This is a genomic window from Achromobacter sp. 18P8.1.1, from assembly GCF_057799415.1.
Genome location: NZ_JBYOKH010000028.1, coordinates 71553 through 87572, shown reverse-complemented (window position 1 = coordinate 87572; position 16020 = coordinate 71553). Strand labels below are relative to the sequence as shown.

The window sequence follows — 16020 nt, the reverse complement described above, 5'->3', positions numbered from 1 at the left end:
CGGCGGCGCGCTGGACAGAAACGCCCAAGGGGCCCGCCATGGAACCGGGTTCCCCCTGGCACAGCTCCTTCTCTTATTGTGGCCCCTATATCTTGTGCGGCTTGTCCCGCCTGGGGGTGCCGGGCGTGGACTTGGCGGCCGCAGACGGCGGAGCAGGGGGCGGCGAGGGCGATATCGAGGTCGCCCGGCTTTATTGCGGACCCGAAGTCGCGGCCAGGTTGGCCGCCTGCGTCCCGGCCGGCCGGGCGGACGCCTTCGCCCGGGCCTGGAGCGCGCTGGAGGCCCGGTTGAAAGCCTGCCGCCGCGGGCTGGAGGAATACACGCCCGTGCGGGAACGCCATCTGGCTGCCGCGCGCCTGACCGGCCAGGTCCGCCACGACGGCCTCTGGGCCTCGGCCGCACTCTGTCCCCTAGCAGGCCGGCCGCAGCAAGACGGTTGATGGCCGGCTGCCTGCGCTATACTTTCAAGGTTTTGTTGCCGCGCACCATGCGCAGGCCATCTTCGCCCCGCAGGCCCCCAGCATGCCCTTGCCACCGCCGGATTACCCTCGCCAACCTCTGCACACGCGTTCCATACGCGTGCAGTCGTATGCGCGCGAAGACGGCAACTGGGATCTGGAAGCCGAGCTGATCGACGTGAAGGCGTACGATTTCCCCAAGAGCGACGGCAAGATGTTCAAGGCCGGGCAGCCCATCCACCATATGCATCTGCGCATCACCATCGACGAGAATTTCTCGATCGTGGCGGCGCAGGCTGTCTATGACGCGGCCCCTTACGGCGGTCATTGCATGGCCATCGAGCCCGCTTACACTGATCTGGTCGGCATGAATCTGCTCAAGGGATTCCGCCGCCAGGTCAAAGAGCGGTTCGGGCATGTGGAGGGCTGTACGCACATGACCGAGCTGTCGCAGGTGCTTCCCACCGCGGCGGTCCAGACCATGGCCAACCGCCGGCGGCAGGAAACCAACCCGAACCGGCGTCCATTCCAATTGGATGGCTGTCATGCGCTCAGCACTGGCGGCCCGGTGGTGGCTGAGCACTATCCCAAGTGGTACACCGGGGGTAGCGCTGAGGCATCGGCCGATTCGTCCTCCGATTCACCTTCTCTTTCTCATACGTCCTGACAGGTAACACATGAAAATCCACGAGTATCAAGGCAAGGAACTGCTGAAGCAATTTGGCATCCCGGTGCCGCGCGGGATTCCCGCTCTTTCCGTCGACGAGGCCGTGGCTGCCGCTGAAAAGCTGGGTGGACCGGTTTGGGTCGTCAAGGCACAAATCCACGCGGGCGGCCGCGGCAAGGGCGGCGGCGTCAAGCTGGCGCGCTCGCTGGACGACGTCCGCAAGCTGGCCTCGGAAATTCTGGGCATGCAGCTGATCACGCACCAGACTGGCCCGGAAGGCCAGAAGGTCCGTCGCCTGTACATCGAAGACGGCGCCGACATCCAGAAGGAATACTACGTGTCGCTGGTCACTGACCGCGCCACGCAGAAGGTCGCCTTCATCGCCTCCAGCGAAGGCGGCATGGACATCGAGGAAGTGGCCCACTCCACCCCCGAAAAGATCATCACCGAATATATCGACCCGCTGACCGGCCTGTCCGCCGAGCAAGCCACCAAGATCGCCAACGCGATCGGCCTGCCCGCCGACTCGACCGCCCAAGCCGTGGACGTGTTCCAGAAGCTCTACACGTGCTACATGGACACCGACGCCTCGCTGGTCGAAATCAATCCGCTGAACCGCGACGGCAAGGGCAACATCATCGCCCTGGACGCCAAGTTCAACTTCGATCCGAACGCCCTGTTCCGCCACCCGGAAATCGTCGCCTACCGCGACCTGGACGAAGAAGATCCCGCTGAAATCGAAGCCAGCAAGTTCGACCTGGCCTACATCCAGCTCGACGGCAACATCGGCTGCCTGGTGAACGGCGCCGGTCTGGCCATGGCCACGATGGACACCATCAAGCTGTTCGGCGGCGAGCCGGCCAACTTCCTGGACGTCGGCGGCGGCGCCACGGCCGAGAAGGTCACTGAAGCATTCAAGATCATGCTCGCCAACAAGAGCGTGAAGGCCATTCTGGTCAACATCTTCGGCGGCATCATGCGCTGCGACGTCATCGCCGAAGGCGTGATCGCTGCTTGCAAGGCCGTCAACCTGAACGTGCCGCTGGTCGTCCGCATGAAGGGCACCAACGAAGAACTCGGCAAGAAGATGCTGGCCGACTCGGGTCTGCCGATCATCAGCGCCGACACGATGGCCGAAGCTGCCACCCGCGTCGTAGCCGCCGTCAAGTAAAAAAATTGCCAAGGATTCACAAATGTCGATTCTGATCAACAAGGACACCAAAGTCATCACCCAGGGCATCACGGGCAAGACGGGCCAGTTCCACACCCGCATGTGCCGTGAGTACGCCAATGGTAAAGCCGCCTTCGTGGCCGGCGTGAACCCCAAGAAAGCGGGTGAAGACTTTGAAGGCGTGCCGATTTTCGCTTCGGTGAAGGACGCCAAGGCCGATACGGGCGCCACCGTGTCCGTCATCTACGTGCCGCCGGCCGGCGCCGCTGCTGCCATCTGGGAAGCTGTCGAAGCTGAACTGGATCTGGTGATCTGCATCACCGAAGGCATCCCGGTCCGCGACATGCTGGAAGTCAAGAACCGCATGAAGGCCAAGGGCAGCAAGACGCTGCTGCTGGGCCCGAACTGCCCGGGTCTGATCACGCCGGACGAAATCAAGATCGGCATCATGCCGGGTCACATCCACCGCAAGGGCCGCATCGGCATCGTCAGCCGTTCGGGCACCCTGACGTACGAAGCCGTGGCGCAAGTCACCGAACTGGGCCTGGGTCAATCCAGCGCCGTCGGTATCGGTGGCGACCCCATTAACGGCCTGAAGCACGTTGACGTGCTGAAGCTGTTCAATGACGATCCCGACACCGACGCCGTCATCATGATCGGCGAAATCGGCGGTCCGGACGAAGTCAACGCCGCCGAGTGGGCCAAGGACAACATGAAGAAGCCGGTCGTCGGCTTCATCGCTGGTGTCACGGCTCCCGCCGGCAAGCGCATGGGCCACGCTGGCGCCCTGATCTCCGGTGGCGCCGACACGGCCGACGCCAAGCTGGAAGTCATGGAAGCTTGCGGCATCCGCACCACGCGCAACCCCTCCGAAATGGGCAAGCTGCTCAAGTCGGTGCTGTAAGTCTTCAGCATTGCGCCAAAAAAGCCCGCTTCGGCGGGCTTTTTTTCGTTCATGTGGCGCCTTCGCGCCCCGGATCTTCGGCGTGCTCTTAGGGAAATCCCGTGTCCATATCGCGGTCGCCAAAACATACGGAAAGCTGAACGAAACTATAATGAAAGAAATTTCGCACGTACCCAGCAAGAATGCCGTCGGGCTCGCACCAAGACGGTCAGTACGATTTTCGTTTTCATCATCCATTCATTTGGTTTGTCCTAGGGGGATCATCACCTGGGAAAGAGAGGCATGGAACTTAGTTCAGCGGCATTCTGGATAGCGTTGCTCCAGATCATTTGGGTCAACATCCTGCTATCAGGCGACAACGCCGTGGTTATTGCGCTGGCAGCGCGTTCGTTGCCGCCGGCGCAACAGAAGAAAGCGATCACGATCGGCTCGGCCGCCGCGATCATCATGCGTATTGTGCTGACCCTGGTGGCGGCCAAGTTGCTGCTGCTGCCGTATCTGAAGCTGATCGGCGCGCTGCTCCTGGTCTACATCGGCGTGACGCTGCTGTTGCCGGAAGGCGAAGACGACGGCGCGGGCAAGACGCAAGGTAATCTGCTGACCGCAATCCGCACTATCATGATTGCCGACTTGGTCATGAGCCTGGACAACGTGGTGGCGGTTGCGGCTGCGGCGATGGGCGACACGACCTTGCTGGTTTTGGGCCTGGCCATCAGCATCCCCTTGGTCATCTTCGGCAGCACGCTGCTGTTGAAGGTCATCGAGCGCTTTCCGCTCATCGTCTGGGTGGGCGCTGCGTTGTTGGGCTTTATTGCAGGTGAATTGCTGGTGGGAGATCCCGCCTTGCAGGAGCCGGTGGCGCGTATCGACGCGGCATTGGGCGTATCGCATCACAGCTTCGAACTGATGATGGGGGCGCTCGGCGCGGTGCTGGTGCTGGCAATTGGTAAAGTTTTGCTGATGCGCCAGAAAGCTGACTGAAAGCTGAATTACAATAATTAGTTGTTTGAATGATCCTGCTGCGCCGCGCGCGGCAGGATGGCCGGCTCGGGACCGGCCTTTCTTTTCATAAATGCCTTCGGGGGTTCATAGTGCTTGAGTTTTTCCAGACGCTGAGTTGGGCAGCGGTATTCCAGATCATCCTCATCGACATCCTGCTGGGCGGCGACAACGCCGTCGTGATCGCGCTGGCTTGTCGCAATTTGGCCCCCAAGCAGCGCATGCAGGGCATCCTGTGGGGCACCGCGGGCGCCATCATCCTGCGTGTCGTGCTGATCGCTTTCGCACTGACGCTCCTGTCGATCCCGTTCCTGAAAGTCGTGGGCGGCCTGCTGCTCGTCTGGATCGGCGTCAAGCTCCTGGTTCCTGAAGACGATGCGCATGGCAACGTGAAGGGCGGGACATCCATCGCCGCCGCGATCAAGACCATCATCATCGCCGACTTCGTGATGAGCCTGGACAACGTGATCGCCATTGCCGGCGCGGCCCAGAACGCCCACGCCGACCATCAGATCGGCCTGGTCGCCTTCGGCCTGATCGTCAGCGTGCCGATCATCATCTGGGGCAGCACCCTGGTGCTCAAGCTGATCGACAAGTACCCGTTGGTTGTTACGTTTGGCGCCGCCTTGCTGGGCTGGATCGCCGGCGGCATGCTGATTACCGACGTTGTTGTCGAACGTCAATTCGGCGTTCAGCCCACTACGGTTAAAATCGCCGCTGAAATTATTGGCGCCTTGCTCGTTGTTGTCCTTGGACGGTGGCTGGCAAGCCGCAAAACCGCTTCCAAGGAATCCCATGAGTCTGCGTAGATCCGTTGATCCCCAGCAATCCGAATCGGGCCTGAGCCTCCTTCAGGGCCTTTTCGTGCTGGCCATCCTCGGGGTAGTCGCGACGGTCATCGTCTCCAATTTCGTTTGATGACGTCACGTGTCTCTTCCGCAACGCCTGGTCATCGCGACCCGCGCCAGCCGGCTTGCCCTGTGGCAAGCCGAGCATGTGCGCGACCGGCTGCGCACGCTGTACCCGGCGTGCGCGGTTGAGCTCCTTACCCTGACGACCCGCGGCGACCAGATCCTTGACCGCACCCTGTCCAAAGTGGGCGGCAAAGGATTGTTCGTCAAGGAACTCGAAAACGCGCTGCTCGACGGGCGCGCCGATCTGGCCGTGCACTCCTTGAAGGATGTGCCGGTCGATCTGCAAGCCCCGTTCGAGCTTTGCGCCGTCCTTGATCGCGCGGATCCGCGCGATGCCTTCGTGTCCAACCGCTATGCGACGCTGGCAGACCTGCCGGCGGGTGCCGTCGTCGGCACGTCCAGCCTGCGCCGCGAATCGCAGATCCGCGCGCGCTACCCGGCCTTGGTGGTCAAGCCGCTGCGCGGCAACCTGGATACGCGCCTGGGCAAGCTGGACAAGGGCGAATACGACGCCATCGTCCTGGCCGCTGCCGGACTGGAACGCCTGGGGCTGGGCGGGCGCATCAGCAGCCTGCTGGACCCGGCCGACAGCCTGCCGGCAGCCGGGCAGGGCGCGCTGGGCATCGAGATCCGCGACGATCGCGACGACATGCGCGCCTGGCTCGCGCCGCTCATCAGCTCGGCCACCACGTCCTGCGTGCTGGCCGAACGGGCGGTGTCGCGCAAGCTGGGTGGCTCCTGTCAGGTGCCGCTGGCGGCATTTGCCGAGATCTCGGGCGACACCCTGTCGCTGCGCGCGCTGGTGGCATCACCCGACGGCACGCGCATGGTCCACACGACCCGCAGCGGTCCGGCGGTCAACGCCGAGGCGCTGGGCGAAGCCGCCGCGCAGGAGCTGCTGGATGCTGGCGCTGCCGCCATCCTCCAGGAACTGCTGCAAGACGACGCCCGGCCGGACTGATGTCCACGCCACCGCGAGTCGCTGTCCTGACACGGCCCGCGGGCCGCAACGAGGCGCTGGCCGGCCGTCTGACCGACGCCGGCTGGTCTGCCTGCATCCTGCCTGCCCTTGAAATCCACGCTTTGGATGTCGCCGCCGCAGACCTGCCGCGGCCGGCCGACTTCGACATGGTCGTGTTCGTCAGCGGCAATGCGGGCAAGCAATACCTGGACCAGTTGGCCCGCGCCGACGGTCCGTCCGTCTGGCCGGCGGCCACGATCGCCGCCACCGTCGGGCCCGCCAGCGCCCAGGGACTTCGTGAATCGCCCGGTTTTGGCGCGAATACAACAGTCCTGCATCCTGGCGCAGACGCGCCCAGCCACGACTCCGAGGCCCTGTGGGACGTGCTTTGTGGTCTGCCGCAACTGCCGGCCCGCGTGCTGCTGGTGCGCGGCACCCAGGGCAGGGACTGGCTGGGAGACCGGCTGGAAGCGCACGGCGTGGCCGTGACGCGCCATGCGGCCTATCTGCGCCGTCCGGCAGACTGGGACGCCGCGCAACTGGCGACGCTGCGGGGCTGGGCAGATGCCGGTGTCAGCGCCACCTGGCTCATCACCAGCGGCGAAGGGGCGGACGCCGTGCGCGCCTGCCTGGATGCCGCAGGGCTGCTTGCCTGGTGGGGCGCGTGCCGCTTCGTGCTGACGCACCCTTCGCTGGCGCGCCGCGTGCCGCCGGGCTGTCATGGCGCCGAGCCATCAGCAATGGTAAAAATCTGCTTGCCCAACGACGAGTCGATATTCCAGGCTTTTGTTGCTGCTTGATTCGTTGCATCGGACAGACACCGAATACAATCGCGTCATGACAGACAAGACTCCCGCTACCGATCCGGTCGTTAACACGGCCGCCCCGGGCGCAAGCGCGCCCGCATCGGCCCCGGCCGATTCCGTCAAGGCCCGTCCGGCCAAGCGCGGCAGTGGCCCGTTGGTCACCGCCCTGATAATCGTCATCCTGCTGGCCGTTGGCCTGGGATACGCGCTGTGGAAACAGCGCACGCAGTTCGTGTCCGCCGGGCGCGAGGTCGCGTCGCGCATCGACACGCTGACGGCCGACGTGGCCCAAGCCCGCAAGGACACGCGCGAAGCCCTGGCCCTGGCGCAAGCCCAGGCCGGCCGCGTGGGCGAGCTTGAAGACACCGTGCGCGAAACGCAAAGCCAATACAACGCGCTGCAGCAGGCCTGGCAGAACTTCAACGACAGCGCCAGCGACGAATTGCTGGCCAATGACGTCGAACGCCTGCTGACCATCGCCAATCAGCAATTGCGCCTGGCCGGCAACGTGTCCAACGCCATCGTGGCGCTGGAAACCGCGCAGTCCCGCCTGGCCCGCGCCGACCGTCCGCGCTTCTCCAGCCTGCAACAGGCCATCAACGGCGACCTGGACCGCCTGCGTGCCGTGTCCACCGTAGACATCCCCGCCCAGTCGGCCCGCATCGAACGCCTGGTGTCGCTGGTCGGCAAGGCCCCCTTGCTGGTGCCGGATGCCGCCGCCCCGGGTGTGGCTGCCGCTGGCGAAAGCCGCCCGGCCGTGGCCCCTGCGCCCGTGGTTGACCCCCAGGCTGGTTTGCCCGCCGATGCCCCGTGGTGGCAGCGCTGGCGTGCCGAAGTGGTGTCGTGGCCCGGCCGCGCGGGTTCCGCGCTGGCGCAGGAACTGGGCGGCCTGATCACCATCCAGCGCGTGGACGAGCCGGCCGCCTTGCTGCTGTCGCCCGAACAGGCCGACCAGGTGCGCGGCACGCTGCGCCAACGCCTGCTGACCGTCCAGTTGGCCATGCTCATGCGCCAGCCCGCCGTCTGGAAGAGCGAGCTCGACAACATCGGCGTCACGCTGTCCAAGTACTTCGACAACCGCTCCCCCGACACCGTCGCCGCCCAGACGCTGGCGCGCGAACTGGCGCAGACCGACATCGCCGTGCGCATGCCGGAAGTGGCCGACAGCCTGAACGCCGTGGCTGCCTTGCGCGCCGCGGGTTTCAAGACTAGCGGGCAGGACTGAGCCTTATGCGTACCTGGTTCTGGACTCTGCTGCTTGCCGTCATCGCCGTCGCTCTGGCGGTGGTGCTGCGCTCCCATTCCGGCAACGTGCTGTTGCTGGTCTGGCCCTGGCGCATCGGGATGTCGCTGACGCTGGCGGTCCTGCTGATCGTCGCGGCCTTCATCGTGCTGTACATCGGCCTGCGCCTGCTGGCGTGGCTGCTGGCCATCCCCGACCGCGTCCGCGTCTGGCGCGGCAAACGCGCCCAGGCGCGCGACCACGAATTGCTGGAGCGCGGCTGGATCGGCCTGCTGGAAGGCCGCTATACCCATGCCGAAAAGGATCTGACCAAGCTGCTTGAGCAGACCAAGGTCCAGACTCGCCGCGTGCTGGCAGCCCTGTCCGCGGCGCGCGCCGCGCATGGCCTGGGCGAATTCGACCGCCGCGACCGCCTGCTGGCCACCGCGCAAGAACACGCCGGCACCGAGCCGGGCCTGGTGGAAGCCACGGCCACGGTCTCGGCCGATATGCTGCTGGACCAAGGCCGCGCCGAACGTGCGCTGGCAGTGCTGGCGCCGCTGGCCGATGGCGGTGCCCGCCACCTGCACACCATGCGCCTGCTGCTGCGCGCACACACCGCGCTGCATCACAATGAGCAGGTCTTCACGCTGGCCCGCGGCCTGGTGCGCCGCAACGCGCTGGCCCGCAACGAGGCCGATGCCCTGATCGACGCTTCCGGCGCGGCGCGCTTGCGTGCCGCGGCCAACAGCGAAGCCTGGCGCGCCATCTGGAAAGACCTGAAGGCCGAAGAGCGCCTGCTGCCCGACATCGCGCTGGCTGGCGCCGCCGCATTCGACGCGGCCGGCGAAGCCAACGAAGCCGCCCGCGTGCTGGAAGCCGCGGTCGCCGTGAAGTTCAATCCGACGCTGGTGGCGGCCTATGCCCGGTGCGAAGCCGAGCAGGTGTCGCGTCGCTTGGCCAAGGCTGAAACCTGGCTGCAACAGCGTCCCACGGATCCCGACCTGCTGACCGCGCTGGGCATGCTGTGCCTGAACGGCCAGCTGTGGGGCCAAGCGGAACGCTATCTGCTGCGCAGCCTCAGCCGCCGCAGCGATGCGCAGACGCATGCGCTGCTGGGCAGCCTGTACGACCGCCTGGACCGTCCGGCCGATGCCGTGCGCCACTGGCGCCTGGCCACGGCGGCCAGCATGGCGTTGCCGGTGCTGGCGGCGGATGCGGCACTGCCGGCCGCGGATACCGGTTCGGACCCTTACCGCGTGGACGCCGAAGGCGGCTATGCGGTGGGGCTGTCGGACGCGGACGGCGACGCCGATATTGGCGGCGACTACCCGGCGCTGCCGCCTTCGGTGGCCGCGTCGGCCTCCGACTACGTGCTGGATCCGGATGCGCGCGTGAAGAAGGACCAGCGCGACCGCGCGCTGGCGCCCGAAGACGCGCCGCTGGCTGGCGGCACGTCCGACATCGACGAGTACTTCGACAGCGCCCCGATTCCGGCGGCGGCTTTCGACGAGCCCGTGCCGACGTACTCGCCGGCGCCTCCCGCCAGCCCGAAGCCCGCGCCTGCCGCGGTGCCGGTGCCGGCCACCAAGCCGCCGTTCAAGGACGACGGCTCGCTTTGAACATTTCTTCAGACAAACAACAAGGTTGAATCATGAGTCTTGATCGCGTCTCCCCTGGCAAGAAGCTGCCGGAAGACTTCAACGTCATCATCGAAATCCCCATGAACGCCGACCCGGTCAAGTACGAGGTCGACAAAGAAACGGGTGCGATTTTCGTTGACCGCTTCATGCTGACGGCCATGCACTACCCGTGCAACTACGGCTACATCCCGCAGACCCTGTCCGACGACGGTGACCCCGCCGACGTGCTGGTGCTGACTCCGTTCCCGATCCAGATCGGCGCCGTCGTGCGCTGCCGCGCCATCGGCGTGCTGGAAATGGACGACGAGTCGGGCGGCGACGCCAAGCTGTTGGCCGTGCCGATCGAAAAGCTGTACCCCCCGTACCGCAACATCAAGTCCTACGAGGATCTGCCGACCGAAGACGTCGCGCGCATCCAGCACTTCTTCGAGCACTACAAGGATCTCGAGAAGGGCAAGTGGGTCAAGGTCAAGGGCTGGAAGGGCGTCGACGCTGCCCACGAAGAAATCGTGAACAGCGTGGAACGCTACAACAAGGCCTGATCAGGCTTTGGGCCGCGCCGGTGCTGCACCGGCCGGCGCTCTGATGCGGCGCGGCCGCGACGGCATAATGCCGATCGCCGCCGCGCCGTTGCTTTGCGGAGCCTGCAAGTTCTGGGAAACCTCGGCTGCCGCCACCTGGATCCGCGCCTGCAGGATGTCCAGGCGCGCCGCTGAGGTATGGGCTTGCGAGGCGATGAACACCAGGCTGCCGACCACTTTCTGTTCCCCGCTGAAGATCGCCGCGCCGATCCCCATCAGGCCGCGGTCGACCTCGCCATGCGAGACGCACACGCCCGCGGTGCGCAGCCGTTTCAGGTTTGCGCGGAACGCATCCCAGTCTTCCCCCAGCCCCGCTTCGCGGATTTCGGCCGCATGCCACAGCATCAGGTTGCGCAACTGGTAGGGCGGCAGATTGGCCAGGATGGGCTTGGCGGTGGCGCCCCGGAACATCGGGAACGGACGGCCGCGCGCATAGCTGGATTCGATGGAGTTGTCCGTCCAGTAGCGGTCCACGCACAGCACCTTGTCGCCGTAGTAGCTGCACAGCATCAGGTTGGCGTGAAGCTCGTCGCCGGTGGCGCGCATCACGTCGCGGGCGGCGCGCATCAGCGGATCGTGCTGGCGCAGGTGCCGGTCCAGTTCGATGATGCGCGACCCCAGCACGTAGGCGCCGCCGGCGGTTGGGGCCAACAGGCCGCTTTCGGTCAGCGATTTCAGATACCGGTAGGCGGTGGCGCGCGAGCACTCCAGATGCGCCATGACGTCTTCCTGGAACGCGGCGGTGGTGCCGTCGCGAAAGAGGTCGAGGATGGACAGCATGCGGTCGGGAGTGCTCATTGCTTCTGGGAATGCCTAGTGAATGTGGAAGCCGCCGTTGACGTCGACCACGATGCCGGTTGAGTAGGAGGACAGGTCCGAGGCCAGGAAAAGGATGGCTTGGGCGACGTCGGCGGGTAGGCCGAAACGTTGCAACGGAATGCCCTGTTTGAGTTCTTGTTCCCAATTTTCGCCGAATTTGCCGAGCGTCATGTCGGTTTCGATAATGCCCGGCGCCACGCAGTTGGCGCGCACGCCGCGCGGCCCCAGCTCGCGGGCCAGCGCCTTGGTGAAACTGATGACGCCGCCCTTGGAGGCCGCGTAGTGCGATCCGCCCAGCAGCCCGCCGCCGCGCAAGGCGGCGGTGGAGCCCAGGTTGACGATGGCGGGGCGCCGGGTGCTTTCCAGCAGGGCCGGCAACGCTGCATGCGTGACGTTGTAGGTCCCGGTCAGGTTCACGTCGATCATGCGGCGGAATTCGTCTTCTTCCAGATCCCAGATGCGCGTGGCGGCGACGATGCCCGCATTGTTGACCAGGATATCCACGCCCCCCAGCACTTGCGCCGCATGGGCCAGGGCCGCTTCGCAGGACGCGGCCTGCGACACGTCGCAATGCAGGTCCACGCGGCCCTGCGCCAGCGCGGGGGCGGCGCTTTCGGGATAAGCCTGGTCCAGCACGGCCACCGTCGCGCCTTGCGCAAGAAAGAGTTCGACGACGGCCGCGCCGATGCCACGGGGGTTGGCGCCCCCCGTGACCACGGCGCGCTTGCCGGCCAGAAGCCCAAGCGCGCCGGCCATCACGACTTCACCAACGCGCAGCCGCCGTCCTTCAGCGGGCGGAAGGCCTGCTCGGCGGGGATCTTGCGCACCAGGTTGTAGTAGTCCCAGTCGCGCTTGGACTCGGACGGCTTCTTCACCTGGAACAGGTACAGGTCGCGCATGACCCGGCCGTCTTCGCGGATGCGGCCGTTTTCCGTCATGAAGTCATTGATGGGCGTGTCGTGCATTTTCTTGAGCACGGGTTCGGACCCGTCGGTGCCGGCGGCTTTGACGGCGTTCAGGTAATGCATCGTGGCGCTGTAGTTGCTGGCCTGCACCATTGAAGGCATGCGGCCGGTGCGCTTGAAATAGCGTTCGGACCATTGGCGCGCCTTGTCGTCCTGATCCCAGTAGAAGGGTTCGACCAGGTTCAGGCCCTGGGCATATTCCAGGCCCACGCTGCGTACGTCCACGATGCTCATGAATAGGGCGGCCACGCGCTGCTTGCTGCCCATGATGCCGAACTCGAACGCCTGCTTGATGCTGTTGATGGTGTCGCCGCTGCCGTTGGCCAGGCCGATCACCTGCGCCTTGGAGGCCTGCGCCTGCAACAGGAACGACGAGAAGTCCGAACTGGCGATGGGGTGGCGTACGCTGCCGACGACCTGGCCTCCCTTGGCCTTCACCACCGCCATTGCGTCGCGCTCAAGCGAATGGCCGAACGCGTAATCGGACGTGATGAAGTACCAGCTCTTGCCGCCGTCCTCCATCACGCCGTTGGCTACGCCCGTGGCGTAGGCGTAGGTGTCGTACGTCCAGTGCATGCCGTTGGGCGAGCAGGCCTTGCCCGTCAGATCGGCCGACCCCGCGCTGGTGAAGATCACGACGCGTTTCATCTGGCGGGTCAGGTCCTGCACCGCCAGCGCGATGGCCGAGTTGGGTACGTCCAGGATCAGGTCGACCTTGTCGTTTTCATACCAGCGGCGCGCGATCGACACGCCGATGTCCACCTTGTTCTGGTGGTCGGCGGAAATCACTTCGATGGGCTTGCCCAGCACGGTACCGCCGAAATCCTCGACGGCCATCTTCACGGCTTCCACGCCGAATTTGCCGGACAGGTCGGCCATCATGCCGGACTGGTCGCCCAGCACGCCGATCTTCACGACATCGTCCGACACCTGCGCCTGGGCGGACAGGGACAGGGTGCCCAGCACGCAGGCGGCAAGGCTGTTCTTGATACGGGTCTTCATGGGGTGTCTCCTCGGGGGCTTGGTTCTTTGCGCGCCGCCCTGTGCCGGGCGGTCATGCGGGGTCTTGCACGGCGGGTCGGCCTACTCCAGCGTCTGGCCGGCGTAGGCGTCGATGAACAGATTGGGTTTCAGGAAGAAGCTCAACACCAGCGCGCCGTTGGGCGCGCGCGCCACGTGCTGGTTGCCGCGCGGGCGCCAGACGTAGTCGCCTGCGCACACTTCGCCTTCGGCATCCACGATGGATCCCTCCAGCACATAGGTCTGCTCGACTTCCACGTGCTCGTGCAGCGGCAGTTCGGTGCCGGGCTGCCAGCGGAAGAGGGCGGTGAGCAAGCCGGACTCCTTGTCCTGCATCAGCACCTTCATTTCGATGCCTTCCACCTGGGTGGGTTTCCAGGGCAGATCGGCGACTTTCAGGAAGCGCGAGGCCAGCGGCGGCAGCGCATTGGCCGCAGGGCAGCCGGGGGTTTCGAGGGCCATGGTTGTCTCCTAGCCGTAACTCGTTATTGAAGATAAAGTAAAAATCTTGTTATTGAGTGTTTAAAAATAGTCGCGTATATTGAGATTGATGTCAACTTTGTTTTTGCATCGACGAAGCAAAGGCGACACAGGCCGGACCCAGAGATCCGGTGCATATAAAACAAGGAGACAAGCTTGAAACACGACTATCTGGACCAGACGTTCGGTCTGGCGGGGCGCGTCGCGCTGGTGACGGGGGCAGCCAGGGGGTTGGGCTTCGCCATCGCGCGGGGCCTGGGGATGGCCGGCGCGGAGGTCGTCGTCAACGACCTGTCGATCGAGGCCTGCGATGCCGCCTGCGCGCAGCTGGCCGCGGATGGCATCAAGGCGCGCAGCGCACCGTTTGACGTGGCGGATGGCGAGGCGGTGGCCGCAGCTGTCGCCCAATTGGAGGCCGCCGGGTTGGCCATCGACGTGCTGGTCAGCAATGCCGGCAACCAGAACCGCAAACCCGTGGTGGAGATGACGCCGGCCGAGTGGCAGGCGCTGCAGAACGTGCACGTCAACGGCGCGTTCCATTGCGCCCGCGCCGTCTTGCCCGGGATGGGCAAGCGCGGCTTCGGCCGCATCATCCTGATGTCGTCGGTGGCAGGGCAGGCGACCATGCCGAACATCGCCGCGTACGCGACCGCCAAGGGCGCCATCGCGGCGTTCACGCGGGCGCTGGCCGTGGAATACGGCGCCAGCGGCGTGACCTGCAACGCGCTTGCGCCGGGTTTCGTCCGCACGGATTTCACGCAAGGGCTGCAGGACAATCCGCAATTCCAGTCGTTCCTGTCGTCTGCCGTGCCGACCGGGCGCTGGGCCGCGCCGGAAGACATTGCGCCTGCCGTGGTCTACCTGGCGTCGCCGGGCGCGTCGTTCGTCAACGGGCACGTCCTGGCGATTGACGGCGGCCTGTTGGCCCGCATGTAGGAGCGCCCCCATGAGCACCCAAGCGGTTCTGTCCGCCCAGGGGCTGGTCAAGCGGTTCGGCGGCTTCAATGCCGTCGATGGCGTGACCCTCGCCCTGCAAGAAGGCTCCATCCACGCGCTGATCGGCCCCAACGGCGCCGGCAAGACCACCTGCTTCAACCTGCTGACCAAATTCCTGACGCCGGATGCGGGCGTCATCCATTACCGCGGCCGCGACATCACCTCTCTTGCGCCGGAGCAGATCGCGCGCCTGGGCATCGTCCGCTCATTCCAGATATCCGCCGTGTTCCTGGGCTTGACCGTGCTGCAGAACATGCGCGTGGCGCTGATGCGCCAGCATGGCGACGGCCTGCGCTTCTGGCGCAGCCGGCGCAGCGTCGACCGCCTGAATGGCCGCGCGATGGAGCTGCTGGACGCGGTGGGCCTGGCGCCGCTGGCGGAGACCACGGCTGCGCTGCTGCCTTACGGCCGCAAGCGTGCGCTGGAAATCGCCATGACCTTGGCGCTGGAACCCGAGATCATGCTGCTGGACGAGCCCATGGCGGGGCTGGGCCAGGAAGACGTCGCCCGCATCGCCGCGCTGATCCGGCGCGTGTCGGTGAACCGGAGCATCCTCATGGTCGAGCACAACCTGTCGGTGGTGGCCGACCTGTCCGACACCATCACCGTGCTCGCGCGCGGCGCGGTGCTGGCGCAGGGCGACTACGCAGCCGTCTCCCGCGACGAGCGCGTCATCACCGCCTATATGGGCTCTGACGAGGAGACGCACTGAGATGCTGGCGATCAAAGACCTCAATGCCTGGTACGGCGAATCGCACGTGCTGCATGGCGTGGATATCGACGTGAACCGGGGCGAACTCGTCACCATCCTGGGCCGCAACGGCGCGGGCAAGACGACGACCCTGCGCGCCATCATGGGCATCCTGGACAAGCGGCGCGGCTCCATCCGCCTGAACGGGCAGGAAACGGTGGGCATGGCGCCGCACCGCATTCCGCGCCTGGGCGTGGTGTATTGCCCCGAGGAGCGCGCGGTGTTCCGCAGCCTGAACGTGACCGAAAACCTGATGCTGCCGCCGCGCCTGGCCGCGGGCGGCATGTCGCTGGACGAGATCTACACGCTGTTCCCCAACCTGCGCGAACGCAGTGCCAGCTCGGGCGGCAACCTGTCGGGCGGTGAACAGCAGATGCTGGCCATCGCGCGCATCCTGCGCACGGGCGCTCAGTTGATCCTGCTGGACGAACCCACCGAAGGGCTCGCGCCCGTCATCGTGCAGCAGATCGGGCAAGCCATCCGCACCTTGAAGGAGCGGGGCTTCACCATCGTGCTGGTCGAGCAGAACTTCCGCTTCGCGACCAAGGTGGCCGACCGCCACTACGTCATGGAGCATGGCTGCGTGGTCGACCGGCTGTCGGCGGATGAAGCGCGCCGCGATCCTGCCCGGATCGCGCGTCGCCTGGGCGTCTGAGAGGAGAA

19 protein-coding genes are annotated in these 16020 nt (G+C 65.6%); 15 read left to right on the top strand and 4 right to left on the bottom strand.

Features of this window, described 5'->3' with window-relative positions; genetic code table 11:
• From AC27VE_RS18605 to ppa, 12 genes are all read left to right on the top strand, one after another.
• Positions 1-440 (top strand): 4'-phosphopantetheinyl transferase superfamily protein (locus AC27VE_RS18605; protein ID WP_488704653.1); only part of this gene is annotated, 440 nt, incomplete at its 5' end.
• Positions 441-522: 82 nt separating this feature from the next.
• Positions 523-1125 (top strand): DUF2889 domain-containing protein, encoded by a 603-nt coding sequence (locus AC27VE_RS18600; protein ID WP_035213193.1) that lies wholly within the window; start codon positions 523-525, stop codon positions 1123-1125.
• A gap of 10 nt (positions 1126-1135) precedes the next feature.
• On the top strand, positions 1136-2296 hold the full coding sequence (gene sucC / locus AC27VE_RS18595) for an ADP-forming succinate--CoA ligase subunit beta (RefSeq protein WP_183016160.1): 1161 nt from the start codon (positions 1136-1138) through the stop codon (positions 2294-2296).
• A 22-nt stretch (positions 2297-2318) separates the two neighbouring features.
• Positions 2319-3200, top strand: a complete 882-nt coding sequence (sucD, locus tag AC27VE_RS18590; protein WP_006225012.1) for a succinate--CoA ligase subunit alpha — start codon at positions 2319-2321, stop codon at positions 3198-3200.
• A gap of 282 nt (positions 3201-3482) precedes the next feature.
• Positions 3483-4181 carry a TerC family protein gene (locus AC27VE_RS18585; RefSeq protein WP_488704652.1) on the top strand — a complete coding sequence of 233 codons (699 nt, stop codon included), beginning with the start codon at positions 3483-3485 and terminating at the stop codon, positions 4179-4181.
• A 110-nt stretch (positions 4182-4291) separates the two neighbouring features.
• The gene (locus AC27VE_RS18580; RefSeq protein ID WP_488704655.1) at positions 4292-5008 is read left to right on the top strand and encodes a TerC family protein; all 717 of its coding nucleotides are present in this window, start codon (positions 4292-4294) and stop codon (positions 5006-5008) included.
• Entirely contained in the window at positions 4995-5117 is a 123-nt protein-coding gene (locus tag AC27VE_RS18575; RefSeq protein ID WP_006218348.1) for a hypothetical protein, read from the top strand. The genes AC27VE_RS18580 and AC27VE_RS18575 overlap by 14 nt, the downstream gene beginning before the upstream one ends.
• A 9-nt stretch (positions 5118-5126) precedes the next feature.
• Positions 5127-6074, top strand: a complete 948-nt coding sequence (gene hemC / locus AC27VE_RS18570; RefSeq protein ID WP_006225009.1) for a hydroxymethylbilane synthase — start codon at positions 5127-5129, stop codon at positions 6072-6074.
• Complete coding sequence (locus tag AC27VE_RS18565; protein ID WP_488704651.1) at positions 6074-6874, top strand: uroporphyrinogen-III synthase; 801 nt, start codon at positions 6074-6076, stop codon at positions 6872-6874. The genes hemC and AC27VE_RS18565 overlap by 1 nt, the downstream gene beginning before the upstream one ends.
• 37 nt (positions 6875-6911) lie before the next feature.
• Positions 6912-8105 (top strand): uroporphyrinogen-III C-methyltransferase, encoded by a 1194-nt coding sequence (locus tag AC27VE_RS18560; protein ID WP_052017881.1) that lies wholly within the window; start codon positions 6912-6914, stop codon positions 8103-8105.
• Positions 8106-8110: 5 nt separating this feature from the next.
• Positions 8111-9724 (top strand): heme biosynthesis HemY N-terminal domain-containing protein, encoded by a 1614-nt coding sequence (locus tag AC27VE_RS18555; protein WP_427958637.1) that lies wholly within the window; start codon positions 8111-8113, stop codon positions 9722-9724.
• A gap of 32 nt (positions 9725-9756) precedes the next feature.
• A complete protein-coding gene (gene ppa, locus AC27VE_RS18550) occupies positions 9757-10287 on the top strand; it encodes an inorganic diphosphatase (protein WP_006225005.1) in 531 nt (176 codons plus the stop codon).
• Here ppa and AC27VE_RS18545 read toward each other — a convergent pair whose 3' ends face one another.
• The 4 genes from AC27VE_RS18545 to AC27VE_RS18530 all read right to left on the bottom strand — a co-directional run bounded on the left by AC27VE_RS18545 (position 10288) and on the right by AC27VE_RS18530 (position 13592).
• Positions 10288-11124 (bottom strand): IclR family transcriptional regulator, encoded by an 837-nt coding sequence (locus AC27VE_RS18545; RefSeq protein WP_488704650.1) that lies wholly within the window; start codon positions 11122-11124, stop codon positions 10288-10290.
• Positions 11125-11139: 15 nt separating this feature from the next.
• Positions 11140-11901, bottom strand: coding sequence for an SDR family oxidoreductase (locus AC27VE_RS18540; RefSeq protein ID WP_488704649.1), 762 nt, complete (start codon positions 11899-11901; stop codon positions 11140-11142).
• Complete coding sequence (locus tag AC27VE_RS18535; protein WP_454676388.1) at positions 11901-13112, bottom strand: ABC transporter substrate-binding protein; 1212 nt, start codon at positions 13110-13112, stop codon at positions 11901-11903. The genes AC27VE_RS18540 and AC27VE_RS18535 overlap by 1 nt, the downstream gene beginning before the upstream one ends.
• Before the next feature lie 81 nt (positions 13113-13193).
• The gene (locus tag AC27VE_RS18530) at positions 13194-13592 is read right to left on the bottom strand and encodes a cupin domain-containing protein (protein ID WP_006225001.1); all 399 of its coding nucleotides are present in this window, start codon (positions 13590-13592) and stop codon (positions 13194-13196) included.
• A gap of 174 nt (positions 13593-13766) precedes the next feature.
• Here AC27VE_RS18530 and AC27VE_RS18525 point away from each other — a divergent pair, with 174 nt between their 5' ends.
• Genes AC27VE_RS18525 through AC27VE_RS18515 form a run of 3 tightly spaced genes read left to right on the top strand, consistent with a single transcriptional unit; the run spans position 13767 to position 16012 of the window.
• The gene (locus AC27VE_RS18525; protein ID WP_006225000.1) at positions 13767-14546 is read left to right on the top strand and encodes an SDR family NAD(P)-dependent oxidoreductase; all 780 of its coding nucleotides are present in this window, start codon (positions 13767-13769) and stop codon (positions 14544-14546) included.
• Positions 14547-14556: 10 nt separating this feature from the next.
• A complete protein-coding gene (locus tag AC27VE_RS18520; RefSeq protein ID WP_006224999.1) occupies positions 14557-15318 on the top strand; it encodes an ABC transporter ATP-binding protein in 762 nt (253 codons plus the stop codon).
• Position 15319: 1 nt separating this feature from the next.
• Positions 15320-16012 carry an ABC transporter ATP-binding protein gene (locus tag AC27VE_RS18515; protein ID WP_006224998.1) on the top strand — a complete coding sequence of 231 codons (693 nt, stop codon included), beginning with the start codon at positions 15320-15322 and terminating at the stop codon, positions 16010-16012.
• The last annotated feature ends 8 nt before the right edge of the window (positions 16013-16020 follow it).